At 71.8% G+C, this 24,458-nt stretch carries 24 protein-coding genes; 16 read left to right on the forward strand and 8 right to left on the reverse strand.

Annotated features, from left to right (window positions below; translation table 11 throughout):
• Nucleotides 1–11: 11 nt before the first annotated feature.
• Nucleotides 12–2,768 carry a pyruvate dehydrogenase (acetyl-transferring), homodimeric type gene (gene aceE, locus AB0P07_RS19840; protein ID WP_365552275.1) on the forward strand — a complete coding sequence of 919 codons (2,757 nt, stop codon included), beginning with the start codon at nucleotides 12–14 and terminating at the stop codon, nucleotides 2,766–2,768.
• Between the two features lie 507 nt (nucleotides 2,769–3,275).
• Here the strand turns inward: aceE and AB0P07_RS19845 are convergent.
• Nucleotides 3,276–4,886 (reverse strand): MFS transporter, encoded by a 1,611-nt coding sequence (locus AB0P07_RS19845; RefSeq protein WP_365552277.1) that lies wholly within the window; start codon nucleotides 4,884–4,886, stop codon nucleotides 3,276–3,278.
• Nucleotides 4,887–5,001: 115 nt separating this feature from the next.
• Here AB0P07_RS19845 and AB0P07_RS19850 point away from each other — a divergent pair, with 115 nt between their 5' ends.
• The 3 genes from AB0P07_RS19850 to AB0P07_RS19860 all read left to right on the forward strand — a co-directional run bounded on the left by AB0P07_RS19850 (nucleotide 5,002) and on the right by AB0P07_RS19860 (nucleotide 7,893).
• Nucleotides 5,002–5,685, forward strand: a complete 684-nt coding sequence (locus tag AB0P07_RS19850; RefSeq protein WP_365552278.1) for a TetR family transcriptional regulator — start codon at nucleotides 5,002–5,004, stop codon at nucleotides 5,683–5,685.
• Between the two features lie 54 nt (nucleotides 5,686–5,739).
• Nucleotides 5,740–6,960, forward strand: coding sequence for an alpha/beta hydrolase family protein (locus tag AB0P07_RS19855; RefSeq protein WP_365552280.1), 1,221 nt, complete (start codon nucleotides 5,740–5,742; stop codon nucleotides 6,958–6,960).
• A gap of 66 nt (nucleotides 6,961–7,026) precedes the next feature.
• Nucleotides 7,027–7,893 carry a DUF4429 domain-containing protein gene (locus AB0P07_RS19860; RefSeq protein WP_365552282.1) on the forward strand — a complete coding sequence of 289 codons (867 nt, stop codon included), beginning with the start codon at nucleotides 7,027–7,029 and terminating at the stop codon, nucleotides 7,891–7,893.
• A gap of 79 nt (nucleotides 7,894–7,972) precedes the next feature.
• On the opposite strand, the gene AB0P07_RS19865 is transcribed toward AB0P07_RS19860, so the two are convergent.
• A complete protein-coding gene (locus AB0P07_RS19865; protein ID WP_365552284.1) occupies nucleotides 7,973–8,989 on the reverse strand; it encodes an aldo/keto reductase in 1,017 nt (338 codons plus the stop codon).
• Nucleotides 8,986–9,483: a MerR family transcriptional regulator gene (locus AB0P07_RS19870; protein ID WP_365552286.1), complete on the reverse strand. Its 498-nt coding sequence runs from the start codon at nucleotides 9,481–9,483 to the stop codon at nucleotides 8,986–8,988. The genes AB0P07_RS19865 and AB0P07_RS19870 overlap by 4 nt, the downstream gene beginning before the upstream one ends.
• Nucleotides 9,484–9,580: 97 nt before the next feature.
• Here AB0P07_RS19870 and AB0P07_RS19875 point away from each other — a divergent pair, with 97 nt between their 5' ends.
• Genes AB0P07_RS19875 through AB0P07_RS19885 form a run of 3 tightly spaced genes read left to right on the forward strand, consistent with a single transcriptional unit; the run spans nucleotide 9,581 to nucleotide 11,058 of the window.
• Nucleotides 9,581–10,048: a GNAT family N-acetyltransferase gene (locus AB0P07_RS19875; protein WP_365552288.1), complete on the forward strand. Its 468-nt coding sequence runs from the start codon at nucleotides 9,581–9,583 to the stop codon at nucleotides 10,046–10,048.
• Nucleotides 10,049–10,067: 19 nt separating this feature from the next.
• Nucleotides 10,068–10,889: a serine hydrolase domain-containing protein gene (locus AB0P07_RS19880; RefSeq protein ID WP_365552290.1), complete on the forward strand. Its 822-nt coding sequence runs from the start codon at nucleotides 10,068–10,070 to the stop codon at nucleotides 10,887–10,889.
• Nucleotide 10,890: 1 nt separating this feature from the next.
• Nucleotides 10,891–11,058 carry a hypothetical protein gene (locus AB0P07_RS19885; protein WP_365552292.1) on the forward strand — a complete coding sequence of 56 codons (168 nt, stop codon included), beginning with the start codon at nucleotides 10,891–10,893 and terminating at the stop codon, nucleotides 11,056–11,058.
• A gap of 278 nt (nucleotides 11,059–11,336) precedes the next feature.
• Here the strand turns inward: AB0P07_RS19885 and AB0P07_RS19890 are convergent, their stop codons facing one another.
• The gene (locus AB0P07_RS19890; protein ID WP_365552477.1) at nucleotides 11,337–11,993 is read right to left on the reverse strand and encodes a pirin family protein; all 657 of its coding nucleotides are present in this window, start codon (nucleotides 11,991–11,993) and stop codon (nucleotides 11,337–11,339) included.
• Nucleotides 11,994–12,100: 107 nt separating this feature from the next.
• On the opposite strand from AB0P07_RS19890, the gene fasR reads away from it, so the two are divergent.
• From fasR to AB0P07_RS19915, 5 genes are all read left to right on the forward strand, one after another.
• Entirely contained in the window at nucleotides 12,101–13,306 is a 1,206-nt protein-coding gene (gene fasR, locus AB0P07_RS19895; protein WP_365552294.1) for a fatty acid biosynthesis transcriptional regulator FasR, read from the forward strand.
• A gap of 89 nt (nucleotides 13,307–13,395) precedes the next feature.
• Entirely contained in the window at nucleotides 13,396–14,322 is a 927-nt protein-coding gene (locus AB0P07_RS19900; protein ID WP_365552296.1) for an ACP S-malonyltransferase, read from the forward strand.
• A 16-nt stretch (nucleotides 14,323–14,338) separates the two neighbouring features.
• Nucleotides 14,339–15,370, forward strand: a complete 1,032-nt coding sequence (locus AB0P07_RS19905) for a ketoacyl-ACP synthase III (protein WP_365552298.1) — start codon at nucleotides 14,339–14,341, stop codon at nucleotides 15,368–15,370.
• 103 nt (nucleotides 15,371–15,473) lie between these two features.
• The gene (locus AB0P07_RS19910) at nucleotides 15,474–15,722 is read left to right on the forward strand and encodes an acyl carrier protein (RefSeq protein WP_362340400.1); all 249 of its coding nucleotides are present in this window, start codon (nucleotides 15,474–15,476) and stop codon (nucleotides 15,720–15,722) included.
• A gap of 109 nt (nucleotides 15,723–15,831) precedes the next feature.
• Nucleotides 15,832–17,121 carry a beta-ketoacyl-[acyl-carrier-protein] synthase family protein gene (locus tag AB0P07_RS19915; RefSeq protein ID WP_102930821.1) on the forward strand — a complete coding sequence of 430 codons (1,290 nt, stop codon included), beginning with the start codon at nucleotides 15,832–15,834 and terminating at the stop codon, nucleotides 17,119–17,121.
• Between the two features lie 76 nt (nucleotides 17,122–17,197).
• Here the strand turns inward: AB0P07_RS19915 and AB0P07_RS19920 are convergent, their stop codons facing one another.
• Nucleotides 17,198–17,692 (reverse strand): DUF3145 domain-containing protein, encoded by a 495-nt coding sequence (locus AB0P07_RS19920; RefSeq protein WP_256112596.1) that lies wholly within the window; start codon nucleotides 17,690–17,692, stop codon nucleotides 17,198–17,200.
• Between the two features lie 256 nt (nucleotides 17,693–17,948).
• Here AB0P07_RS19920 and AB0P07_RS19925 point away from each other — a divergent pair, with 256 nt between their 5' ends.
• The 3 genes from AB0P07_RS19925 to AB0P07_RS19935 all read left to right on the forward strand — a co-directional run bounded on the left by AB0P07_RS19925 (nucleotide 17,949) and on the right by AB0P07_RS19935 (nucleotide 21,428).
• On the forward strand, nucleotides 17,949–18,863 hold the full coding sequence (locus AB0P07_RS19925) for an SGNH/GDSL hydrolase family protein (RefSeq protein WP_365552300.1): 915 nt from the start codon (nucleotides 17,949–17,951) through the stop codon (nucleotides 18,861–18,863).
• Between the two features lie 37 nt (nucleotides 18,864–18,900).
• Nucleotides 18,901–19,872 (forward strand): aldose epimerase family protein, encoded by a 972-nt coding sequence (locus tag AB0P07_RS19930; protein WP_365552302.1) that lies wholly within the window; start codon nucleotides 18,901–18,903, stop codon nucleotides 19,870–19,872.
• A gap of 263 nt (nucleotides 19,873–20,135) precedes the next feature.
• Complete coding sequence (locus AB0P07_RS19935) at nucleotides 20,136–21,428, forward strand: pyroglutamyl peptidase (protein WP_365552304.1); 1,293 nt, start codon at nucleotides 20,136–20,138, stop codon at nucleotides 21,426–21,428.
• Here AB0P07_RS19935 and AB0P07_RS19940 read toward each other — a convergent pair.
• The 3 genes from AB0P07_RS19940 to AB0P07_RS19950 form a co-directional block, all read right to left on the reverse strand.
• Entirely contained in the window at nucleotides 21,400–22,224 is an 825-nt protein-coding gene (locus tag AB0P07_RS19940) for an EI24 domain-containing protein (protein WP_365552306.1), read from the reverse strand. The genes AB0P07_RS19935 and AB0P07_RS19940 overlap by 29 nt on opposite strands.
• A 40-nt stretch (nucleotides 22,225–22,264) precedes the next feature.
• The gene (locus tag AB0P07_RS19945) at nucleotides 22,265–22,684 is read right to left on the reverse strand and encodes an organic hydroperoxide resistance protein (RefSeq protein WP_365552307.1); all 420 of its coding nucleotides are present in this window, start codon (nucleotides 22,682–22,684) and stop codon (nucleotides 22,265–22,267) included.
• A 116-nt stretch (nucleotides 22,685–22,800) separates the two neighbouring features.
• Nucleotides 22,801–23,823, reverse strand: coding sequence for an NADP-dependent oxidoreductase (locus tag AB0P07_RS19950; protein WP_365552309.1), 1,023 nt, complete (start codon nucleotides 23,821–23,823; stop codon nucleotides 22,801–22,803).
• A gap of 126 nt (nucleotides 23,824–23,949) precedes the next feature.
• On the opposite strand from AB0P07_RS19950, the gene AB0P07_RS19955 reads away from it, so the two are divergent.
• Nucleotides 23,950–24,393 (forward strand): MarR family transcriptional regulator, encoded by a 444-nt coding sequence (locus AB0P07_RS19955; protein ID WP_061444961.1) that lies wholly within the window; start codon nucleotides 23,950–23,952, stop codon nucleotides 24,391–24,393.
• Nucleotides 24,394–24,458: the final 65 nt, after the last annotated feature.

Genomic DNA, 24,458 nt, shown 5'->3' on the forward strand with positions numbered 1-24,458 from the left:
GAAGGAACAGCGTGGCTTCCGCATCCGATCGCAGTGATCGCAGTCCGATCATCATTGGCGGCCTTCCGAGTCAGGTTCCTGACTTCGATCCCGAGGAAACCCAGGAGTGGCTCGACTCCCTCGACGCCGCAGTCGACGAACGCGGCCGGGAGCGGGCCCGTTACCTGATGCTGCGGCTGATCGAGCGGGCCCGCGAGAAGCGCGTGGCCGTGCCCGAGATGCGCAGCACGGACTACGTCAACACCATCCCGACCAAGAGCGAGCCGTTCTTCCCCGGCAACGAGGAGATCGAACGCAAGATCCTCAACGCCACCCGCTGGAACGCGGCGGTGATGGTCTCGCGCGCGCAGCGGCCCGGTATCGGCGTCGGCGGCCACATCGCGACCTTCGCCTCCTCCGCCTCCCTGTACGACGTGGGCTTCAACCACTTCTTCCGGGGCAAGGACGAGGGCGACGGCGGCGACCAGGTCTTCTTCCAGGGGCACGCCTCTCCCGGCATCTATGCGCGCGCGTACCTGCTGGACCGGCTGAGCGAGCAGCATCTGGACGGCTTCCGCCAGGAGAAGTCCAAGGCGCCGTACATGCTGTCCTCGTACCCGCATCCGCGGTCGATGCCGGACTTCTGGGAGTTCCCGACGGTCTCCATGGGCCTCGGTCCGATCGGCGCGATCTTCCAGGCGCGGATGAACCGCTACATGCACGCGCGCGGGATCGCGGACACCTCGAAGTCGCACGTGTGGGCCTTCCTCGGCGACGGCGAGATGGACGAGCCGGAGTCCCTGGGCCAGTTGTCCATCGCCGCCCGTGAGGGCCTGGACAACCTGACCTTCGTGGTCAACTGCAACCTCCAGCGCCTGGACGGTCCGGTGCGCGGCAACGGCAAGATCATCCAGGAGCTGGAGTCGATCTTCCGGGGCGCCGGCTGGAACGTGATCAAGCTGATCTGGGACCGCACCTGGGACCCGCTGCTGGCCCAGGACCGCGACGGCGTGCTGGTCAACCGCATGAACACCACCCCGGACGGCCAGTTCCAGACGTACGCCACCGAGTCCGGCGCCTACATCCGCGAGCACTTCTTCGGCGACGACCACCGGCTGCGCGCGATGGTCGAGAACATGACCGACCAGCAGATCCTGCACCTGGGCCGCGGCGGCCACGACCACCGCAAGATCTACGCGGCGTACAAGGCGGCGCTGGAGCACAAGGGCCAGCCGACGGTCATCCTGGCCAAGACGATCAAGGGCTGGACGCTCGGCCCCAACTTCGAGGGCCGCAACGCCACGCACCAGATGAAGAAGCTGACGGTCGACGACCTCAAGCGCTTCCGCGACCGGCTGCACCTGCCGATCTCCGACAAGGAACTGGAGTCCGGCCCGCCGCCGTACTACCACCCGGGCCGGGACACCGAGGAGATGCAGTACATGCACGACCGGCGCCTGGGCTGCGGCGGCTACGTGCCGACCCGGGTCGTGCGGTCGAAGCCGCTCGCGCTGCCGGACGACAAGACGTACGCGACCGTGAAGAAGGGGTCCGGCCAGCAGTCCATCGCGACGACGATGGCCTTTGTGCGCCTACTCAAGGACCTCATGCGGGACAAGGAGATCGGCAAGCGGTTCGTGCTGATCGCGCCGGACGAGTACCGCACGTTCGGCATGGACTCCTTCTTCCCGAGTGCGAAGATCTACAACCCGCTCGGCCAGCAGTACGAGTCCGTGGACCGCGAGCTGCTGCTCGCCTACAAGGAGGCGCCGAACGGGCAGATGCTGCACGACGGCATCTCGGAAGCGGGCTGCACGGCCTCGCTGATCGCGGCCGGCTCGGCGTACGCCACCCACGGCGAGCCGCTCATCCCGGTCTACGTCTTCTACTCGATGTTCGGTTTCCAGCGCACCGGCGACCAGTTCTGGCAGATGGGCGACCAGTTGGCGCGCGGTTTCGTCCTGGGGGCGACCGCGGGCCGTACGACCCTGACCGGCGAGGGACTCCAGCACGCGGACGGGCACTCGCAGCTGCTCGCCTCCACCAACCCGGCGTGCGTCGCGTACGACCCCGCCTTCGGGTTCGAGATCGCGCACATCGTCAAGGACGGGCTGCGCCGGATGTACGGCGGGGACGAGCAGCATCCGCACGGCGAGGACGTCTTCTACTACCTCACCGTCTACAACGAGCCCATCCGGCACCCGGCCGAGCCCGAGAACGTGGACGTCGAGGGCATCCTCAAGGGCGTCTACCGCTTCAGCGAGGGCACGGGCGGTTCGATCCCGGCGCAGATCATGGCGTCCGGCGTCGCGGTGCCGTGGGCCGTGGAGGCGCAGCGCATCCTCGCCGAGGAGTGGAACGTGCGGGCCGACGTCTGGTCGGCGACGTCGTGGAACGAGCTGCGGCGCGAGGCGGTGGCCTGCGAGGAGCACAACCTGCTGCACCCCGAGGAGGAGCAGCGGGTGCCGTACGTGACGCGGAAGCTGGCGGGTGCGCAGGGGCCGTTCGTGGCGGTGTCCGACTGGATGCGGTCGGTGCCGGACCAGATCGCGCGGTGGGTGCCGGGGACGTACCAGTCACTGGGCGCGGACGGGTTCGGCTTCGCGGACACGCGCGGGGCGGCGCGGCGGTTCTTCCACATCGACGCCGAGTCGGTCGTGGTGGGCGTGCTGAGCGAGCTGGCGCGGGAGGGCAAGGTCGACCGGTCGGTGCTGAAGCAGGCGATCGACCGGTACCGGCTCCTCGACGTGACGGCGGCGGACCCGGGGGCGGCCGGCGGGGACGCGTAGGGCGGCCGGCGGCCGACGCGGCTCTCCCCCACCCGTCACGGGCGGGAGTGGGAACACCCGGGCGACGGGTGACGCCGCGTCGCGGCCGGAAACGGTGCTGGGTCGAGCCCCGCGAGCGCCGCGCGCTCCGGCCCTCCCCCAGTGCTGAACGCCTCGGGGGACCCCCATCGTGACCACGTCCGGCCACGTGAGCGGGGGTGTCTGCGCGATCCCCGTCCGAAGCTCGCCGTCGACGCCACCGACCATTCCCTGAACTTCTCGTGAGGTTCGGGTACCCCCGTGCGGCCTGTCATGCGTGCTTCACGGCGATTCGGGCCGGCTGCGAGCGTGCTGCCTGCGCGCCGCCCCCCTCCGGCAGCGCGCCGCAGCCTCACGCCCTCCGTGCCCTGCGGAGGACGTGACCCACTGTGACCTGCGGCGCCCGGCGCAGGGGAGGGTTCGCGGACCCTGTCACCCCGATGGACGAACCGGGTGACAGGACCGGAGTGAGAACCCGGCGGGCAAGGGTCAGATGTGGCCGACGCCCGCGCCCGCCTCCGCGTTCTCTCCGCGCTTGGTGAGGAAGGCGACGAACACGGCCACGACCGCGACCCCGGCGGCGACGAGCGAGGCGAGGCTCATGCCGGAGATGAAGGTGTCGTGGGCGACGTCCGTGATCTTCCCGGCGACCTCGGCGGGGGTGCCCGGCGCCACCGGCGGGACACCGACCCGGACCGCCTCGGAGGCCTGGTGCGCCTGTTCCGGCGTCAGCTCGGGGAGTCCCGCGTCCGCCCAGTTGCCGGCCAGGTCGTTGTCGACCTTGGAGGCCATCACGGCGCCCAGCACGGCCGTGCCGAGGCTGCCGCCGATCTGCATCGCCGCCTGCTGGAGCCCGCCGGCCACACCCGAAAGCTCCATCGGGGCGTTGCCGACGATGACCTCGGTGGCGCCGACCATGACGGGCGCGAGGCCGAGGCCCAGCAGGGCGAACCAGAGCGACATGAGGCCACTGCCGGTGTCCGTCTCCAGCGTCGAGATGCCGAACATGGCGACCGCGGTGCACACCATGCCGCCGGCCAGCGGGATGCGCGGGCCGACCTTGGTGATCATCGCGCCGGCCAGCGGCGAGGCGACGATCATCATGCCGGTGAGCGGCAGCAGGTGCAGACCGGCGTCGACCGGGCTCATGCCGTGGACGTTCTGCAGGTAGAAGGTGACGAAGAACAGGCCGCCCAGGAAGGCGAAGGCCATCAGGACCATCAGGACCACACCGGCCGACAGCGGCACCGAGCGGAACATCGCCAGCGGGATCAGCGGCTCCTTGACCTTGGTCTCCCAGACGGAGAACAGGACGAAGCCCACCACGGAACCGCCGATGAACAGCCAGGTCTGACCGGAGCCCCAGCCCCACTCGGGAGCCTTGATCAGCGCCCAGACCAGGGCGAACATCGAGGCCGACAGCAGCACGATGCCCACGACGTCGAAGGAGCGCGGCGCGTTCTCGGCCCGGTGGTCCAGCAGGATCATGACGCCGAGCACGACGGCGACGATGCCCACCGGCACGTTGATGAAGAACACGGACTGCCAGTTGACGTGCTCGACCAGCACGCCGCCGAGGATCGGACCGCCCGCGGTGGAGGCGCCGATGACCATGCCCCAGATGCCGATGGCCATGTTGAGCTTCTCGGCCGGGAAGGTGGCCCGCAGCAGGCCGAGCGCGGCCGGCATCAGCAGCGCGCCGAACAGGCCCTGGAAGACGCGGAAGACGATGACCGCGGCGATGCTGCCGGACAGCCCGATGGCACCGGAGGAGGCCGCGAAGCCCGCCACGCCGATGAGGAAGGTCTGCCGGTGGCCGAAGCGGTCACCGAGCTTGCCCGCGGTGATCAGGGCGACCGCGAGGGCGAGGAAGTAGGCGTTGGTGATCCACTGGACGTCCGCGAGGCTGGCGTCCAGGTCGTCCTGGATGGCTGGGTTGGCGATCGCCACGATGGTGCCGTCCAGGGCCACCATCATGACCCCGACCGCGACAGTGACGAGAGTGACCCACGGATGGCCGCGCCATCCCTTGGCGGGCGCCGAGCCCGCCGGGCTGCCGTCACCCGGTTCAGGTTTGTCGATGGTGGTCTGACTAGTCATACCGCCGAGGCTAATGACAGCCGCTGACAGTTGACAAACCAATTCACGAGTCAGTAACTGACAAGACCTCCCCCATATAGCCTGAACTGGGGAAACCGTACGAAGGAGACGACTTTTGAAGGTGGCCGGCACGTCGGCGCCGCCGGAGACCGCACACACGGCCTCCCGCCCTGGCCTGCGCGAACTCAAGAAACAGCGCACCCGGGACCTGCTGCTGCGCTCCGCCCTCGAACTGTTCACCGAGCACGGTTACGAGGAGACGACCGTCGACGACATCGCCGAGGCCGCCGACGTCTCCCAGCGCACCTTCTTCCGCTACTTCGCCTCCAAGGAGGACGCGGCGTTCTTCGTGTCGCGGCTGGCGGAGTCCCGCTTCGTCGACGCCGTGCACGCACGTCCGCCCGAGGAGGCGCCCCTGGACGCGCTGCGGCTGGCCCTGGCGGAGAGCTGGAGCACCATCGGCGAGGCCGTCGAGCAACTCGTCCCGCTCGAGCTGCACATGCGCTTCTACCGGGTGATCGAGTCGACGCCCGCGCTGCTCGCCGCCCATCTGCGCCGCGCGACGGAGCTCGAGGAGGAGATCGCCCGCGTGATCGCCGGCCGCGAGGGCCTGGACATCGACCGGGACCCGCGCCCCCGGGTGGTCGTGGCCGTCTTCGGCGCCGTGATGCGGGTCACCGAGCGGATCTGGTCGGCGCGCGACGACGCCGGCCTCGCGGCCCTGCGGGACCTGACGGCCGCTTACCTCGACCAGGTGACGCCCGCGCTCGCCGGGAGCTGGCGCCGCGCCGAAACGTGATCCGTGTCACTGGATTCCCGCGAGAACGGCCCGTTCTCCTAGTGTGTCCTCCCAGTGACTTCCTTCGGCACCTCCCCGCAGCTCAACGTCTGGCGCGTCCTGCTCGCCCTGGCCGTGGTGTTCGTGATGCTGGCGACCACCGGCTGGACCGCCCTGCGCGACCAGCGGGGCCCGACGGCCCTCGAAGCGTCGGTCTCGGCGTGGGAGCAGGGCCGGATCGACGGACGGCGACTGCCCGACGCACAGGCGACGCCCGCCCGGCTGGCCCGCTTCTTCGCCTCGCTCACCGCATGGCAGCGCACGAGCCTGGCCCACCGGTATCCGCTGGCCGTCGGCAACATGAACGGCGCCCCCGTCCAGTTGCGCTACGTCGCCAACCGCTCCGCGCTGCGGCAGGCCCGGTCGGTGGAGCGCGCGCGCATGCACGACAAGCGCCTGTCCCCGACCGGGCAGCGCGAGGCGGCCCGGCGGATGCGCAACTACGAGTCGCTGCTCGCCCCCGGCCGGCACATCCTCGCCTTCGACCCGGCGGGCTCGGGCAGGGTCGCCGAGGTCTTCGGCAACCTGAACCGCGCCGACCGGGTGTCCGTCGTCGTGCCCGGTGTGGACACCGAACTGCTGACCTTCCAGCGCACCGACCGCAAGAAGTACTCGGCGCCCGTCGGCATGGCCGAGTCGCTGTACGCGGCCGAGCGCGCGGCCCGCCCCGGCACCGGCACGGCCGTCATCGCCTGGGCCGACTACACCTCCCCCGGCGGCCTCGGCATGGAGGCGGCCACGGCGAACCGGGCCGAGCACGGGGCCGTACGGCTGAACGCGCTGCTGCGGGCGCTGCCCGGCCAGGCCCCCGTCTCCCTCTTCTGCCACAGCTACGGCTCGGTGGTGTGCGGCCTGGCCGCCGACACGCTGCCCGGCCGGGTGACCGACATAGCGGTCGCCGGCAGCCCCGGCATGCGTGCCGAGAACGCCTCCCACCTCGACACCTCCGCCCGCGTATGGGCGATGCGGGACGCCGACGACTGGATCCAGGACGTGCCGTACCTGGAGGTCGGCGGCCTCGGACACGGCGCCGACCCGGTCTCCGCGGCCTTCGGGGCACGGGTGCTGTCCGCGCGGGACGCCCGGGGGCACAGCGGCTACTTCGTCCCCGGCACGGACAGCGTGCGGAACTTCGCGGGGATCGGCGTTGGCGCGTACCGCACGGTCGTCTGCGCCGGCGAGGACGACACATGCCGGGCGGATTTGTCCGTCGCGACGGCGGCCGGACGCGCGTAGAGGCGTAGAAACTCCGGTTTGCACGGGGAGGGGACGGAGGGGCTCGTGCCGCATACGATGAGCCGCATGGGTGACGTACTGGCCGGATTTCACGCCGCCTGGGAGTTCGAGTCCGACTCCGTGCTCATCCGTTACGAACGGGGGATTCGAACACCCAAGCTCTTCCAGGCCCTGGGGGAACGCCGCGTGCCCCTGGAGGCGATCGAGGGCGTGACGCTCACGCCCGGCAGGCGCGGCACCGTCGTGCTGCGCGCCGAACCGCGCGCGGGCGCCGATCCGCTGATCGAGGCGGCGGCCGGACAGCTGAAGGAAGGCGGCGATCCCTACCGGCTGGTGCTGCCCGCCGAACGGGCGACGCTCGCCGAGTACTACGCCGACGAGCTGACGGCGCTGCTGACCGAGTCCGGCAAGACCGAGCGCTATCTGGTGGCCCCGCCCGAGGCACCCCTGCACTTCAAGGCGTACGACGGAAAGGCGTCCTTCGACGGGGAGGCGGTGTCCTTCCGCTGGTCCTGGACGGGCGCGTCCTCGGCGAAGTGGAAGGCCGGCGACCAGAGCTTCCCGGTCGCCGGCCTGGGCGGGGTGGAGTGGCGCTCCCCCGAGATGTTCGAGGGGTATCTGCGGCTGCTCCCGCGCGACGCCGACCCGTCGGCCGCCCCTGCCGTCCTCCAGGCCGACCAGGACCCCGCGGCGGTCGTGTTCGGGCTCGGGTACGGGCCCGTGCACGAGTCACTGCCGTTCGCGGCGGCGGTGCTGGCGGCGGTACGGGAGCGGAGCGCGAGCACCCCGGTGCCGGTTACGGTGCCAGCGCCCCGGCGTGACCCGGCGGACATCGCCGAGCGGATACGGCACCTGGGCGAGCTGCACCAGCAGGGGCTGGTGACGGACGAGGAGTTCTCCTCGAAGAAGGCGGAGTTGCTGGCGGAGCTTTAGTGTCCGCCGGGTTCCGTTTCGTCTTCGGGTGCGGGTCGTCCGTGGCTGCTCGCGCAGTTCCCCGCGCCCCTGGGTGTCTCTACTCCCGCCCGGCAGAAGTGAACGTCATGTCCGCGTACCGGTCGCCCGCGACCTTCTCCGCGATGGGCTCCAGCAGGGACAGCTCGTCCTGCGTCAGGACGATCCGCGTCGCCCCCGTGTTCTCCGCCACCCGCGTCGGCTTCCGGGTGCCCGGGATCGGGATCACCGGCAGGCCGTGGACCTGGGCGCGCTGGTGGACCCAGGCCAGGGCGATCTGGCCCGGGGTGGCGTCGTGGGCCTCCGCGAGGGCGCGGACCGGGGCGAGGAGGGCCGCGTTGGCCGCCGCGTTGTCGCCGGTGAAGCGGGGCCGCTGACGGCGGAAGTCGTCGTCGGTGAGGTCCTGTTCGGCGTTGGCGAAGGAACCGGTCAAAAAGCCCCGGCCGAGCGGGGAGTACGGGACGAGGGCCACGTCCAGTTCGCGGGCGGCCGGCACGACGCCCGCCTCGATGTCCCGGCTGAACAGCGACCACTCCGACTGCACGGCGGCGATCGGATGCACCGCCTGCGCGGCCCGCAGCTCGTCCCCCGTCACCTCGCTCAGCCCGAGCTGCTTGACCTTGCCCTCGCGCACCAGGTCGGCCATGACGCCGACGGTCTCCTCGATCGGCACGTTCACGTCGCGCCGGTGCATGTAGTAGAGGTCGATCACGTCGAGGTCCAGGCGGCGCAGGCTCGCCTCGACGGCCTCGCGGACGTACGGCGCGTCGTTGCGGATGATCCGCCGGGTCGGGTCGTCCGGCGGGATGGACAGGGCGAACTTGGTCGCGACGACGACCTCGTCGCGGTGGGCCCTGAAGAAGGGCGAGAGGAACCGCTCGTTCTCGCCCGCGCCGTAGGCGTCGGCGGTGTCGTACAGCGTGACGCCCAGCTCCAGCGCCCGCTCCAGGGTCGCCCGCGAGGCGTCGGCGTCCGTCGGTCCGTAGGCGAAGCTCATGCCCATGCAGCCGAGGCCCTGGACGCCCACCTCCGGGCCGCCCGCGCCGAGTCGCGCGGTCGGGATCCTGCTGTCGGTCATCGGTTCCTCTCCTCTTCACGAGTGCGACCGGCGTCGCCGTAGAAGCTGATCTTCCGGTCGAGTACGGCGAGGGTGTCCTGCAGCTCGGCGATCCGCGTGAGCACGTCGCGGCGGGTGGACTCCAGCAGTTCCCGCCGGTCGAGGTAGGTGCTCTCGCCCTCCCGCACCAGCTCCGCGTACCGGACCATGTCGGCGACCGGCATGCCGGTCAGGCGCAGTTTGCCGACGAAGTCGAGCCAGTCCAGGTCGCGGTTGCTGTAGCGGCGCTGCCCGGTGTGCGAGCGGTCGATGTGGGACATCAGCCCGATCCGCTCGTACCAGCGCAGCGTGTGGGCCGTCAGCCCGGTGAAGGCGACGACCTCGCTGATCGTGTAGCGGTCCTGCCCGTCGGGGCGCGGGTGGCGCCGGGGCGGGGCGGAGCAGATGTCGGTTCTCGTGGCGTTGCTGGTGGCGTTCGGCGCGAGCGTCTCGGCCGTGGTCTGCATCACCGTCATGACCTCAACGCTATGACCTTGGAGTGCACTCCAGGCAAGCGCCACCAGTGAGAAATGCGCGGGACACACGGCCCCGCCGCTCACTACCGTGCCGGGCATGAGTCTCGTACGCCGTGCCGAGCCCGAGGACGCGGAGGAAGTGCTCCGCCTCCGACAGGTGATGATCGCCTCAGTGACCCCCGACGCCCCCACGGACTGGCAGGCGGGGTCGCTGCCCGGCCTGCGGGAGAGGCTGGCCGATCCGGACGGGAGCTTCGCGGCGTTCGTGGTCGACCACCCTGAGCGACCCGAGGGGCTGGCGGCGCTGGTGGTGGGTACGCTGGAGTACCGGATCGGCGGGCCGCGCAGCCCGGGCGGGCTGCTCGGATACGTCTTCAGCGTCGCCACCGACCCGGACGCCCGGCGTCGCGGATACGCGCGGGCGTGCATGGACGAGTTGCTGGAGTGGTTCCGCGAGCGCGGCGCCGGGCACGTCATGCTGACGGCCTCCCCCGACGCCGAGCCGCTGTACGCGTCGCTGGGCTTCACGCGCGACACGACCCCCTCGATGCGGCTGTACCTCTGAGCCGCTTAGGCTCGACGCCATGTCCTTGAACAGCCTCGCGTCGATCGAGAACTGGCCGGTTCCCACCGCCGCGGCGGGCGTCGTACGCGCCGACGGCACCGTCCTCGGCACCCACGGCCCGGCCGCGCACCGCTTCCCGCTCGCGTCGGTCACCAAGCCGCTCGCGGCGTACGCGGCCCTCGTGGCGTACGAGGAGGGCGCGATCGAGCTGGAGGAGCCCGCCGGGCCCCCCGGGGCGACGGTCCGTCACCTGCTCGCGCACACCTCGGGCCTGGCCTTCGACGAGCACCGGGTGACCGCCCGGCCCGGGGAGCGCCGGCTGTACTCCAACGCCGGTTTCGAGCAACTCGGCGACCACATCGCGAAGGCGGCGGACATGCCGTTCGCCGAGTACGCGCGGCAGGCGGTGCTGGAACCGCTGGGCATGGCGCACACCTCGCTCGACGGCTCCCCGGCGAAGGACGGCGTGTCCACGGTCGAGGACCTGCTCCGCTTCGCCGCCGAGGTGCAGGCACCGCGCCTGCTGGACCCGCGCACGGTCGCCGAGGCGATGACGGTCCAGTACCCGGGCACGAAGGGCGTCCTGCCGGGCTACGGCCACCAGAACCCCAACGACTGGGGCCTCGGCTTCGAAATCCGCAACGGCAAGTCCCCGCACTGGACGGGCTCCGCCTCCTCCCGGCGCGCCTTCGGCCACTTCGGCCAGTCCGGCACCTTCCTGTGGCTCGACCCGGACGCGGGCCTGGCCTGCGTGGCACTCACCGACCGCGCCTTCGGCCCGTGGGCGGTCGAGGCGTGGCCGCCGTTCACGGACGCGGTGCTCGCGGAGGCGCACGGCTGAGGTGGCCTACTCCCTGGGCCTGTACGCGTTCTCCGACGGCGAGTTGTCCGCGTTCGACCTGGACGCGGTCCGGGCGGTCCTCTCGCCCGTCGCCGCCGTGCCCGAGAGGGTGATCGACGGGGCGACGGAGTCTGGATTCGCGCCGCCGACGGCAGCGAGGCCGACGTGAGCGTATCCGGCGGCCTGATCTGTGTGACCCGCCCGCAGGCCGGTGACGTGTGGCAGATCGTCATCGAGACGGCCGACCGGCTCCGCGCGGCGATCCTTCTCTCCGACGGCCCGCTGCTGTGCCGGGAGGAGATGCGCGGACACCTCCCCGAGGGCATGGAGGACGATGCCGTTCTCGTTCGGAGATCACCCTCGCGGTCTTCGAGAGGGTGGCAGGGCCGTTCGCGCGCCCGTCGGCCCGGCGGGACATGTCCTCCCATGTCCCGCCGGGCCGACGCGTCAGCGGGCCGCCATCTCCCACACCAGCACCTCGGCCCGCCCCACCGCCACCGCCTCCAGGCCCTCGGCGTCCGTGACGCGGGCCGCGTCCCCCGCGCCCAGTGCCTCCCCGTCCAGCGTCACCTCGCCCCGCACCACGTGCACGTACACGTACGCCCCGTCCGGCACCGCCGTCCGCTCCCCCGGTGACAGGCGGCGTACGTGGAGCATCGCGCCGGCCTCCGGGACGGCGTACGGGGTGGAGTCGGCGATGCCCCGGACGATCTCGTAGGCGGGGTCGCCGCCGGGGTCCAGCGGGGCCAGCCACATCTGGACGAAGGTGAGGGGGACGGCGGCGTCGTTGCGCTCGACATGGCGGACGCCGCCCGCCGAGCTGAGGCGTTGCACGTCACCGGCGCGGACCACCCTCTCGTGGCCGGTGCTGTCGCGGTGGGTCAGCTCGCCCTCCACGACCCAGGTGACGATCTCGGTGTGGCTGTGCGGATGCTCGTCGAAGCCCGCGCCGGGGGCGAGACACTCCTCGTTGCAGGCCAGCAGGGCCCCGAAGCGGAGGTTGTCGGGATCGTAGTGGGGGCCGAAGGAGAAGGCGTGGCGGGAGGTGATCCCGGCTGCCGGGTCACCGCCCGGATAGCGCTCGTCGGCGCGGCGTACGTCCATCACGTCGTTCACGGTAGACCCGGCGCCGTGCCGTCCGGAGGGCGGCCGAACGGTCGAGCACGGCCCTGCGGCACACCCGCCCGGCCCGATAAGGCAGTCTTGTCCACGTGCCCGAACCCGAAACCGGCAAGCCCGACGCCCCCGCCCAGCCCGCCCACCCGCACACCGCGACGCTGAAGCGGTTGGAACAGTCCTCCGGATCGCTCGCCGCGCAGGCCATCGCGCGCATGGACGAGACGCTGCCGTGGTACCGGGCCATGCCTCCGGAGAACCGTTCCTGGATCGGGCTGGTCGCCCAGGCCGGCATCGCGGCGTTCACCGAGTGGTTCCGGCGGCCGGACGCGCCCCAGGCCATCTCGACCGACGTCTTCGGCACCGCGCCGCGCGAGCTGACCCGGGCGATCACGCTGCGGCAGACCGTGGAGATGGTGCGGACCACCATCGAGGTGATGGAGTCCGCCATCGACGAGGTGGCGGCCCCCGGCGACGAGTCGGTGCTGCGCGAGGCGCTGCTCGTGTACGCCCGGGAGATCGCCTTCGCGACCGCCCAGGTCTACGCGCAGGCCGCCGAGGCACGCGGTGCCTGGGACGCGCGCCTGGAGTCGCTGGTGGTGAACGCCGTGCTCAGCGGCGAGGCCGACGAGGGCGCCGTCTCGCGCGCGGCCGCGCTGGGGTGGAACTCGCCGGAGCATGTGTGCGTCGTCCTCGGCACCGCGCCCGACGGGGACTCCGAACTGACCGTGGAGGCCATCCGGCGGGCGGCCCGGCACGCCAAGCTGCAAGTACTGACGGGGGTGCTCGGGGACCGGCTGGTCGTCATCGCCGGTGGCCGCAACGACCCGCTCGCGGTGGCGAAGTCGCTGATCGGGCCGTATGCGCCGGGGCCGGTCGTCGCCGGGCCCGTGGTGCCCGACCTGCTGGCCGCGACCCGGTCCGCGCAGGCCGCCGCGGCCGGACTGAAGGCGTGCACCGCCTGGGAGGACGCCCCGCGCCCGGTGCTCGCCGACGACCTCCTGCCGGAGCGCGCGATCGCCTCCGACCCCTCGGCGCGTGAGCAGTTGGTGGAGGAGATCTACAGACCGCTGGAGGAGGCCGGGGCGGCTCTCCTGGAGACGCTCAGCGTCTATCTCGAACAGGCGAGCAGTCTGGAGGGCGCCGCCCGGATGCTCTTCGTTCACCCGAACACCGTGCGCTACCGGCTCCGACGTGTGACTGACGTCACCGGATGGTCACCCTCTGATGTACGGTCTGCGTTCACACTGCGGATCGCGCTCATCCTGGGGCGTCTGGCCGACGGAGATCCGCAGCTCTAGGATTTTGTGCAGGGTCCACAAAACCCGCTCCTGTTCTTCGTCCCTGTCCCCACGGGCGGTCGCGGCCGTCCTCAAGAGAGAGTGTGAGAGTGCTCGTACTCGTCGCTCCCGGCCAGGGCGCCCAGACGCCCGGCTTCCTGACTGACTGGCTCGCCCTTCCCGGTGCCGCTGACCGCGTCGCCGCGTGGTCGGACGCCATCGGACTCGATCTCGCCCACTTCGGCACCAAGGCCGACGCGGACGAGATCCGTGACACGTCCGTCGCCCAGCCGCTGCTGGTCGCCGCCGGAATCCTCTCCGCCGCGGCACTCGGTGACATCGCCGAGATCGGGCCCGGCGTGGTCGCGGGGCACAGCGTCGGCGAGATCACCGCCGCCGCCTTCGCGGGCGTCCTCGACGACACCGCCGCGCTGACCCTCGTACGCAGCCGGGGCCTGGCCATGGCCGAGGCCGCCGCCGTCACCGAGACGGGCATGTCGGCGCTGCTCGGGGGCGACCCCGAGGTGAGCGTCGCGCACCTGGAGCGGCTCGGCCTGACCCCGGCGAACGTGAACGGCGCCGGTCAGATCGTGGCCGCCGGCACCATGGAGCAGCTGGCCGCGCTGAACGAGGACAAGCCCGAGGGCGTCCGCAAGGTCGTCCCGCTGAAGGTGGCCGGCGCGTTCCACACGCACCACATGGCGCCCGCGGTGGCCAAGCTCGCCGAGGCCGCGAAGGCGCTGACGCCGGCCGACCCGAAGGTGACGTACGTCTCCAACAAGGACGGGCAGGCCGTCGCCTCCGGCGCCGAGGTCCTGGAGCGGCTGGTCGGCCAGGTGGCCAACCCGGTCCGCTGGGACCGGTGCATGGAGACGTTCAAGGAACTCGGCGTCACCGCGCTGATCGAGGTGTGCCCGGGCGGCACGCTGACCGGGCTGGCCAAGCGGGCGCTGCCCGGCGTGCAGACGCTGGCCCTCAAGTCCCCCGCCGACCTCGACGCGGCCCGTGAGCTCGTCGCCGAGCACGCACAGGCCTGACAAGGAGCGCGAGAGCATGTCGAAGATCAAGCCCAGCAAGGGCGCCCCGTACGCGCGCATCCTCGGCGTCGGCGGATACCGCCCGACCCGCGTGGTGCCGAACGAGGTGATCCTCGAGAAGATCGACTCGTCCGACGAGTGGATCCGCTCGCGCTCCGGCATCGAGACCCGGCACTGGGCCGGCCCCGAGGAGACCGTCGCCGCGATGTCCGTGGAGGCGTCCGGCAAGGCGCTCGCGGACGCCGGGGTCGACGCGTCCCGGATCGGCGCCGTGGTCGTCTCGACCGTGTCGCACTTCGCCCAGACCCCGGCCATCGCCACCGAGATCGCCGACCGGCTCGGCACCGACAAGGCCGCGGCCTTCGACATCTCGGCGGGCTGCGCGGGCTTCGGCTACGGGCTGACGCTGGCCAAGGGCATGGTCGTCGAGGGCTCGGCCGAATACGTGCTGGTCATCGGCGTGGAGCGGCTGTCCGACCTGACCGACCTGGAGGACCGGGCGACGGCCTTCCTGTTCGGCGACGGCGCCGGCGCGGTCGTGGTCGGCCCGTCGCGGGAGCCGGCGATCGGCCCGACCGTGTGGGGTTCGGAGGGCGACAAGGCCGAAACGATCAAGCAGACGGTCTCCTGGGACCGCTTCCGGATCGGCGACGTCTCCGAGCTGCCCCTCGACCGCGAGGGCAACGTCAAGTTCCCCGCGATCACGCAGGAGGGCCAGGCGGTCTTCCGCTGGGCCGTGTTCGAGATGGCGAAGGTCGCTCAGCAGGCGCTGGACGCGGCCGGGATCAGCCCGGACGACCTGGACGTCTTCATCCCGCACCAGGCCAACGTGCGGATCATCGACTCGATGGTGAAGACCCTGAAGCTGCCGGAGCACGTCACGGTCGCCCGTGACATCCGCACCACCGGCAACACCTCCGCCGCCTCGATTCCGCTCGCGATGGAGCGGCTTCTGGCGACGGGTGACGCGAAGAGCGGGGACACGGCGCTCGTCATCGGCTTCGGGGCGGGTCTCGTCTACGCCGCGACGGTCGTTACCCTCCCCTAGGCACTCCGTGCCGGATCACGCGGTCCGGGACGGAGAGCAGCAACACCCGTCGCGACGCGGCGGGCCGCCACACCCTCTGAGACAACAACGAAGGAGCGCCATCATGGCCGCCACTCAGGAAGAGATCGTCGCCGGTCTCGCGGAGATCGTGAACGAGATCGCCGGCATCCCGGTTGAGGACGTCCAGCTGGACAAGTCCTTCACCGACGACCTGGACGTCGACTCCCTGTCCATGGTCGAGGTCGTCGTCGCCGCCGAAGAGCGCTTCGACGTCAAGATCCCGGACGAGGACGTCAAGAACCTCAAGACGGTCGGCGACGCGACGAAGTACATCCTCGACCACCAGGGCTGATCCGCCGATACTCGGGCATACCCCGGGTATCGGGCAGATCCGGGCCGACTGCCCCGCCACCCGGCGGTGGCGCCGTACGAATCCGTATCCCGTTGGAGAAAGAATTCCCGTGAGCTCGACCAATCGCACCGTGGTCGTCACCGGTATCGGCGCAACCACACCGCTGGGTGGCGACGCAGCCTCGACCTGGGAGGGCCTGGTCGCCGGCAAGTCCGGCGTCAAGCCCCTGGAGCAGGAGTGGGCCGCCGACCAGGCGGTCCGCATCGCCGCGCCCGTCGCCGTGGACCCCTCCGAGGTCATCCCGCGGCCGCAGGCCCGCCGCCTGGACCGCTCGGCGCAGTTCGCGCTGATCGCGGCGCAGGAGGCCTGGAAGGACGCCGGGTACTCCGGCAAGGCGGGCGAGGGCGCCGCCGAGGACGGGGCGGCCCACGTCGACCCCGACCGGCTGGGCGCGGTCATCGCCTCCGGCATCGGCGGTGTGACCACGCTGCTCGACCAGTACGACGTGCTGAAGGAGAAGGGCGTCCGCCGCGTCTCCCCGCACACCGTCCCCATGCTCATGCCGAACGGCCCCTCGGCCAACGTGGGCCTGGCCGTGGGCGCCCGTGCGGGCGTGCACACGCCGGTCTCCGCCTGCGCGTCGGGCGCCGAGGCCATCGGCTACGCCATCGAGATGATCCGCACCGGCCGCGCCGACGTCGTCGTCGCGGGTGGCACGGAGGCGGCGATCCACCCGCTGCCGATCGCCGCGTTCGGCAACATGATGGCGATGTCCAAGAACAACGACGACCCGCAGGGTGCCTCGCGCCCCTTCGACACGGCGCGCGACGGCTTCGTCCTCGGCGAGGGCGCCGGCGTCCTGGTCCTGGAGTCCGCCGAGCACGCCGCCGCGCGCGGCGCCCGGGTCTATGCGGAGGCGGTCGGTCAGGGCATCTCCGCCGACAGCCACGACATCGTGCAGCCGGAGCCGGAGGGCCGCGGCATCTCCGCCGCCCTGCAGAACCTGCTGGAGCGCACCGACCTGAACCCGGCCGAGATCGTGCACGTCAACGCGCACGCCACCTCGACGCCGGCCGGTGACATCGCCGAGCTGAAGGCGCTGCGCAAGGTCCTCGGCGACGACGTCGACCACATGGCGGTCTCCGGCACCAAGTCGATGACCGGTCACCTCCTCGGTGGCGCGGGCGGCGTGGAGTCCGTGGCGACCGTGCTCGCCCTGTACCACCGGGTGGCGCCGCCGACCATCAACGTCGAGAACATCGACCCGGAGGCCGAGGCCAACGCGGACATCGTCCGCGGCGAGGCCCGCAAGCTGCCGGTCGAGGGCCGGATCGCCGCGCTGAACGACTCGTTCGGCTTCGGCGGCCACAACGTGGTGCTCGCGTTCCGGACGGTCTGAGCGACGTACCCAAGCGCATGAGGAAGGCCCCCACCGGTCGGTGGGGGCCTTCCTCATGCAAGAACGGCGAACGAGGTCACACCACCTGGTGCAGCCAGCGGACCGGGGCGCCCTCGCCGGCGTGGCGGAAGGGTTCCAGTTCGTCGTCCCAGGGCTTGCCGAGGAGTTTGGCGACGTCCGACTCGAGGTCGGTCTCGCCGCGCTGGGAGCGGACCAGGGCGGCGCGCAGCCGGTCCTCGGGGATCATGATGTCGCCGTGGATGCCGGTGACCGCGTGGAAGATGCCGAGGTCGGGAGTGCAGCTGTAGCGCTCGCCCTCGGCGCCCGCGGAGGGTTCCGCCGTGACCTCGAAGCGCAGCAGCTGCCAGCCGCGCAGGGCGGAGGCGAGTTTGGAGGCGATGCCGGCCTGTCCCTGCCAGGAGAACTCCGAACGCCAGGTGCCGGGCGCGGCGGGCTGCCGGATCCAGTCCAGGCCGACGCGGGTGCCGAGCACCCCGGCGATGGCCCACTCGACGTGCGGGCAGAGCGCGCGCGGCGCGGAGTGCACGTACAGGACTCCACGTGTCGTCACCGGAACCTCCGGGCTGAGCGGGACATCTCGGAACGGGTGGAACGGCCGTGACCGGGCGGGTCACGTTCATGGCGAGGCTACCGTGCGACGGGGCAAGGAGTGTGACGTACCGTCGGTCCCGCCGCCGACAAACCGCCGTCATTCACCCGGCAGGACGCTTGTACGGGTGTGAGGCGTTGCATCGCCGCCCTCGGGAACCCTCGCGCGGTGTCATGGGTTGAGCACGGTGGAGGCACGAGGCGAGGGGTGGGACCGTATGGGCCGAGGGACGGACCGGGGGACGCGGTGCGGTCGCCGCCGGGCGAGCGCCGCACTCGCCGTGCTGACGACCGTCACCGTCCTGGGCGTGGCGGGCTGCGGCGCCTCGGGGGGCGACTCCCCCACCCCCTCTCCCAGTGCCTCGAAGCCGGCGAAGACGGCCCCGGCGTGGGACACGAGCCCGGAGTCGGTCGCCGCCGTCGGCGACTCCATCACGCGCGGCTTCGACGCCTGCGCCGTCCTGTCGGACTGCCCGGAGGTGTCGTGGGCGACCGGCAGCAGCGCGAAGGTGGACTCGCTGGCCGTACGGCTGCTGGGGAAGGCGGACGCGGCCGGGCACAGCTGGAACTACGCGGTCACCGGGGCCCGGATGGCGGACCTGACCGCCCAGGTGACGCGGGCGGCGAAGCGGAAGCCGGAGCTGGTGGCGGTGATGGCGGGGGCGAACGACGCGTGCCGGGCCACGACCTCGGCGATGACGCCGGTGGCGGACTTCCGGGCGCAGTTCGAGGAGGCGATGACCGCCCTGCGCGAGAAGCTTCCCAAGGCGCAGGTGTACGTGTCGAGCATCCCGGACCTGAAGCGGCTGTGGTCCCAGGGGCGCACCAACGCGCTGGGCAAGCAGGTGTGGAAGCTGGGCCTGTGCCCGTCGATGCTGGGCGACGCGGACGCCATGGACTCGGCGGCGACGCTCCGGCGCAACACGGTGCGCGACCGGGTGGAGGACTACAACGAGGTGCTGCGGGAGGTCTGTGCGAAGGACCGGCGCTGCCGCACCGACGAGGGCGCGGTCCACGCGTACCGGTTCGGCACCGACCAGTTGAGCCACTGGGACTGGTTCCACCCGAGTGTGGACGGCCAGGCGCGGCTGGCGGAGATCGCGTACCGCCGGGTCACCGCGGAGACACCGTGAGACGGGCCTGACCTGGGCATGTCCTAGAGTTCCGCACATGAGCGAACTCTTCGGCACACTTTCCGACGGCACCCCGGTGCACCGCTGGACCCTGGAGCGGGCCGGCGTACGGGTCCGGGTTCTGTCGTACGGCGGGATCGTGCAGTCGGCCGAGGTCCCCGACCGGGACGGGACCATGGCCGACGTGGTGCTGGGGTTCGCGGGCCTGGACGGTTACCTGCGGCACCCGGAGCCCTACTTGGGCGCGCTGGTCGGGCGGTACGCCAACCGGATCGCGGGCGGGCGTTTCCCGCTGGACGGGCGGACGTACGCGCTGACGCCCAACGAGGGGCCGAACGTGCTGCACGGCGGCGAGCGCGGCTTCGACAAGCGGGTGTGGGACGTGGCGGCGGTCACGGACGGCGTGCGGCTGAGCCGCGTCTGCCCGCACGGGGAGGAGGGCTTCCCGGGACGCCTGGAGATGTCGGCGACGTACACGCTGGACGGGTCGGGGGCGCTGCGGATCGGGTACGAGGCGGTCACGGACGCGCCCACCGTGCTCAACCCGACCAACCACAGCTACTTCAACCTGAGCGGCTCCGGGCACGCGGGCGGGCACGAACTGCGCCTGGCAGCCTCCCGGATCACACCGGTCGACGCCGGCCTGGTCCCGACGGGCAACCTGGACGACGTGACGGACACCCGCTTCGACTTCCGGCGGGCGCGCAAGATCGGCTCGGGCTACGACCACAACTTCGTCCTGGACAAGGGCGTGACCGACACCGCCGAGGAGGTCGCCGAGCTGTACGACCCGGCGTCGGGGCGGGTGCTCACGGTGGCGACGACCGAGCCTGGCCTCCAGCTCTACACCGCCGACCACCTGGGCGAGCCCTTCGCCCCCGGGGACGGCGTCGCGCTGGAGACCCAGCACTTCCCGGACTCCCCGAACCGGCCCGGTTTCCCGAGCACGGTGCTGCGGCCGGGCGAGATGTTCCGCTCGGAGACGGTGTACGGCTTCTCGGTGCGCTAGGGAGCGCCGAGCCCCGGCCCGGCCGTCAGGTTCCGGGCCGGGGCTGCTCCCGGGGGCGCGCGCTCGCGGGCGGCCCGGGTCCGACGGTAACCGTCGCGGTGATCCGGTGGTCCACGATCGGGCATCCGATCAAGAGTTCGTACGAACCCTTCACAAACACCCACGAGTCGGTCGCCACGCGCCATGGCGCACGCCCCCTCCGTCACGCGATACTTCCGCCGTCCGGCAGCGCACCCCACAGCGACGGAAGGACCCCGACTCCCTTGGCACCCATACGTGTTCGGATCGGCGTACTCGGACTGGCCCTGGTGGCGGGACTCGCCGCCCCACTCGCCGCCCCCACCACGGCGACGGCGGCACCCCCGGCGGGCGGCACCGTCCCCGCACCGACGGTGGAGGAACGGCGGCTCGACGGGGAGGTGCCCCGGGAGATCCTGCGGCGCTCCGGATTCGCCGCGGTGGCACCGGCGTTCGCCCACAAGCTGGGACGGGCCGACTCCTACCGCGAGGCGCGTGCCCTGGTGGCGCGCGAGGGCTCGGCGCTGTGGCGGCGGGCGGTGGACCGGGCGCAGGGGCGCGGGCCGGCCCAGGGGGACCTCAGCCGCGACGACGACCGGCCACTGTACTGGGCACGGCTCGGGATGACGCGGGAACTGCGCACCTGGGCGCCCACGTTCGGGCTGGGCGAGCGGCAGCGGGCCGCGCTGCTGACGGAACTGGAGCGCACCTCGCGCGGACAGGCCGACCTGCGGCTGCCGCGGAGCGGACCCGGCAAGGGCGTGAAACGGGTGCTGCTCACCGGCTTCGACCCGTTCACCCTGGACCGGGACATCCGGATCTCCAACCCGTCCGGCGCCGTCGCGCTCGCCCTGGACGGCACGGTGATCGACACCGCGGACGGTCCCGCGCGGGTGGAGACGGCCGTGTTCCCGGTGCGCTGGCGGGACTTCGCCGAAGGGGCGGTGGAGCGGGCGCTGCGGCCGTACCTGCCGCGGGTGGATCTGTTCACCACCGTGAGCCAGGGCCGGGTGGGACGGTTCGACGTGGAGCGGACCAACGGGGCCTGGCGGGGCGGCTTCCCCGACAACGACAACGTCTCGCGCACGGAGACGGTCCCGGTGGCCGATCCGGCCTCGCAGCCGCAGTGGACGACGACCACACTGCCGTACGCGGCGATCACGGCCGCGGACACCGGCCGCTTCCCCGTGTACGACAACACGAGGGTGACCGAGATCCCGGCGGGCAGCACGGAGCCGGTCGTACGGCCGGACGGGCCCACGCCCGGGTCGGCGGCGCGCGAGGGCGGCGGCGGGAACTACCTGTCCAACGAGATCGCCTACCGCGCGACGCTGCTGCGGGACCGGCTCGGGCTGCGCGGCACGCTGCCGGGCGGGCACGTGCACACCCCGGTGCTGCAGTTCGGGGCCCGGAACACCGATCCGGCGACGGGCGCGGTCACCGACCCGGGGTTCGTGCGCAACCGGCTGGACATCGTGGCGCAGACGCGGGCGATCGTGGCCGTGGCGGTCAGTGCCGCGGGGCCGGACCGGGGCTGACCGCGGCATCGGCCGTACCGCCCTCGAACGCGTCGTCGGCGCCGTCGCGGGTCTCCTCGCCCAGCAGCTCGCGGGCGAGGAGCGTGGCGCCGGCCACCGCGCCGGGCATCAGGAACACCGCGACGAAGGGCACCAGGAAGGAGACGCCCAGCGGGGTGCCGAACCCCCAGACCAGCATCTTGCGGGAGCGCAGCAGGGCGAGGCGCTCGCGCAGTTCGACGCCCCGGCGCTGGAGGGCGACGGCGGCCAGCTCCTCGGTGAGGAAGAAGCCGGTGACGAAGAAGCCGATCACCGGGACCACCGTCTGGCCGACGACCGGGATGAAGCCGAGCGCGAAGAGCAGCACGCCCCAGAGCGCGGCGCGGACGACGATCCGCAGACTGTCGCGGCCGGAGATCCACAGCTCGCGCCAGAGCGGCAGGTCGGACTCGGGGGCGGTGCCGTCCGGGGAGACGTCGCGGTCGACCCGCTCGGAGAGGGCTTCGTAGAAGGGCTGGCCGACCAGCAGGGTGACCGCGGTGAAGGTGAGCACGGCCAGCAGCAGGGCGAGGGCGAACAGCACGGCGGTGAGGAAGCCGCGGAACAGCCCGAGCCAGGGGCTCGACCAGTCGTCGGCGAAGGGGGTGGCCCAGCCGACGAAGTCGTCGCCCCACAGCGCGAGCGCGACCAGCACGCCCAGGTAGAGGACCAGGGTGATCAGGCCCGGGACGAGGCCGAAGCCGTAGCTCCGCCCGTGCCGGGCCACCCAGCGCTGGCCCTTCAGCAGATGACCGAACCCCGCCCCGAGATCACGCATGGGCGGAACTCTACCGGCCGGCGCGCAGGCCCGTTTCCGGTCAGCCGAGCGTCACGGTGATGTTGCCGCGGGTCGCCTTCGAGTACGGGCAGACCTGGTGTGCCTTCTCCACCAGGGACCGCGCGGTCGCGGCGTCGACGGACGGGATCTCGGCGGAGATCTCGACGATGATCCCGAACCCGTCGTCGTTCTTGCCGATGCCGACCTTCGCGGTGACGGTCGAACCGGAGACGTCGGCGCCCTCCTGGCGGGCCACGACGGCGAGCGCGCCCTGGAAGCAGGCGCTGTACCCGGCCGCGAACAGCTGCTCCGGGTTGGTGCCGGCGCCGCTGCCGCCCATCTCCTTGGGCGGGTTCACGACCACGTCGAGCTTGCCGTCGTCGGTGGCGACCCGGCCGTCGCGGCCGTTCTCGGCGGTGGCGACGGCGGTGTAGAGGACTTCGGACTGCTGGATGGCCATATCGGGTGTCTTCCTCCTAGGTCCGCCGTGACTCGCGCCCACGATCACGACGGATTTCGGAAAGACGCTACCGCATGCCGGAAATCCAGTGAAGCCCGCTCTCCCCTCACCGAGGGTCAGAGCTTGACGATCATCTTTCCGGTGTTGTCGCCGCGCAGGACGCCGAGGAACGCCTCCAGGTTGTTCTCGATGCCCTCGACGACCGTCTCGCGGTACTTCAGCTCGCCGGAGCGGACCCAGGGACCGACCTCCTCGACGAACTGCGGCTGGAGGTCGTAGTGGTCGCCGACCAGGAAGCCCTCGATGCGGCCGCGGGTCTGGATGAGCCGGGCGAGGTTCTTCGGGCCGGGCGCGGGCTCGGTGTTGTTGTAGACGGAGATCGCGCCGCAGATGGCGATCCGGCCGTTGAGGTTGAGGGAGCCGATGGCGGCCTCCAGGTGGTCGCCGCCGACGTTGTCGAAGTAGACGTCGACGCCGTCCGGGGCGGCGGCGCGCAGCTGCTCGCTCACCGGGCCGTTCTTGTAGTTGAAGGCGGCGTCGAAGCCGTACTCGTCGAGGAGCAGCTTGACCTTCTCGTCCGAGCCGGCCGAGCCGATGACGCGCGAGGCGCCCTTGAGCTTCGCGATCTGCCCGACCTGGCTGCCGACGGCACCCGCGGCGCCGGAGACGAAGACGGAGTCGCCCTCCTTGAAGGAGGCGGTGCGCAGCAGACCGGCGTAGGCGGTGAGCCCCGTCATGCCGAGCACGCCGAGGTACGTCGACAGGGGCGCCGCGTCCGGGTCGACCTTGACGGCGTTCTCGGCGTCCAGGGCGGCGTACTCGCGCCAGCCGAAGAAGTGCAGGACGTGGTCACCGACGGCGAACCCCTCGGCGTGGGAGGCGACGACCTCGCCGACCGCGCCGCCCTGCATGACCTTGCCCAGCTCGTAGGGGGCGGCGTAGGACTTGGCGGCGCTCATGCGTCCGCGCATGTACGGGTCTACGGAGACGTACAGGTTGCGCACCAGCACCTGTCCGTCACGCGGGGTGGGGACCTCCGCCTCGACGAGCGCGAAGTCCTCGGGCCTCGGCCAGCCGACCGGGCGGGTGACCAGGTGCCATTCGCGGTTGACGGCGGGGAGGACGGGGGAGTCGGTCATGGGGCGCCTTTCCTGGGGCTTGCTCTGAACTTCCTCGGGAGCTGCTCGCCGAGAATGTTTCATGTCCTGAAACAACCATGCGGCTGAACATTTCACCTTGTCAAACAAATGAGTACCCTGGTGTCCATGGCCACACCACGCGACACGACGCGCCGACCCGACGCTCTCACCCTCGAAGTCGTCGAGCTGATCGGCGAGGTCGTGGCCCGCTTCCACGCGGACTACGAGGAGGCGGCGGCGGAACGCGCCCTGACCGGGGCGCAGGCCAAGCTGCTCAGCCTGCTGTCGCTGGAGCCGCTGCCGATGCGGAAGCTGGCCCAGAAGCTGAGGTGCGAGCCGTCGAACGTCACGGGGATCGTGGACCGGCTGGAGGCGCGGGGTCTGGTCGAGCGACGGCCCGACCCCGGCGACCGGCGGGTCAAGGTCGCGGCGGCCACGGAGGAGGGGCGCCGGGTGGCCCGGGGGCTGCGGGAGTCGCTCCGGTTCGCACGGGAGCCGCTGGCGGGGCTGTCGGAGGCGGAGCGGGTGGCTTTGCGGGATGCGTTGGTGACGATGCTGCGGGGTGACTGAACCGGGGGTTGCGGTCGGTCACGGGGCGGGTGCGCAGCTCGGCGTTGCGGGGTACCGCTGCGCCC

The organism is Streptomyces sp. NPDC085944 (assembly GCF_040686295.1).
Classification (GTDB): Bacteria; Actinomycetota; Actinomycetes; order Streptomycetales; family Streptomycetaceae; genus Streptomyces; species Streptomyces salinarius.